The following is a 1,241-nucleotide window of genomic DNA, read 5'->3' as shown; positions in this document are numbered from 1 at the left end:
CCGAAGAGGCGCTCGACTGCGCCTGTGGCCTCTACCTCAACAACCCAACCGCCTGGACGGCGGACCCCCGACGTTCCAACGGCGGGGACCACTAGTGGAGAAAGTTCGGCCAAAGTCTTTGCTGCCATCGAGCGCCAGTTGCGCCCCCTAACGATTCTGGATGCGTCAGTTCCGGTCTGGCTGATCCCAATCAAGCCACACTTTGCCGCGCAGCTCTTCGGCTACCCCGGCGAGCTCTTCCCTCGCTCGGATCAGCTAGGAATTAGTCGAGAGCATGTGTACTACCGGAGAGGTCGATCTGGGGAGGCCCCACCAGCTCGCATCTTGTGGTACGTGAGCGGCGCCCAGCACGGAGAAGTCATCGCCCAGAGCGAGTTGGCGGAAGTTGCCGACGGGTCGCCCGAAGAATTGTGGCGATCGTACCGGCGACTCGGCGTATATACGCGCCAGCAAGTGCTTGGATCAGCTGTTCGGGGCCAGACGAGGGCGCTGAGGTTCGTGAATACGGAACTATTCCCCACTCCTGTTTCCTTAAGCCGCCTCAAGCGACTGGCCGAAACAAACCGTCAGACCCTCCAGCTATGGTCCGCATCGCGATTGAACACGGGCCTGGTGGCCGACCTATTGAAGGAGGCATGGCGTAGCCGTGAATAACCAAATTGACCCGAATCGGCTAATGTTGATGTCAATCCGACCTCGCCACGTTGAGTCCATACTGCGGGGCGAGAAGCGGGTCGAACTGCGTCGCACGAGGCCAGTTATCAAAAGGGGTCAGCCCGTTGCAATTTACGCGACCACCCCATCAGCTGCGGTGGTAGCCACCTGCAAGATCAGCGCAATTGAAACATCATCACCGAGCGACCTATGGGCAACGGTCAAAGCCATCTGCGGAGTGACCAAGGATGAATATGATGCCTACTTTGCCGACTCCGCAACCGCTGTTGCACTTCACCTGACGGAAGTTTCCGCGCTCGAGCACCCAGTCAGTTTGCGCCATCTGCGAGAAGCAGGCCCCTTCACACCTCCGCAAACCTGGCACTTTATTGATGGGATGCGACTGACGGGAATGCTGGCTGATCACCCGGCAGCGTCGCGCCTCCAGGCGATGATTAGCTGAGACTGTTCCGGGGGTCTTTGACGGCGGGCCGGAATATCCGCGGACAGAGCCTTCGGTCGGTGAGACGATCTATAGCCCTTTATGGGCTCTTCGAACTTGAGGGGGAAGAAGGACATGATCTTGT

At 59.0% G+C, this 1,241-nt stretch carries 1 protein-coding gene; it reads left to right on the top strand.

Features of this window, described 5'->3' with window-relative positions:
- Positions 1-676: 676 nt before the first annotated feature.
- Positions 677-1,117, top strand: coding sequence for an ASCH domain-containing protein (locus BLW04_RS26430; RefSeq protein ID WP_371327831.1), 441 nt, complete (start codon positions 677-679; stop codon positions 1,115-1,117).
- Positions 1,118-1,241 lie beyond the last annotated feature (124 nt).

Origin of the sequence: Modestobacter sp. DSM 44400 (assembly GCF_900107175.1) — a bacterium.
Lineage (GTDB): Bacteria > Actinomycetota > Actinomycetes > Mycobacteriales > Geodermatophilaceae > Modestobacter.
This window is presented reverse-complemented; position numbering and strand designations above follow the sequence as displayed.

Bases quoted from the DNA above. Each gene is read 5' to 3' on its own strand.
- BLW04_RS26430 (WP_371327831.1), top strand. From the start codon at position 677: ATGTTGATGTCAATCCGACCTCGCCACGTTGAGTCCATACTGCGGGGC.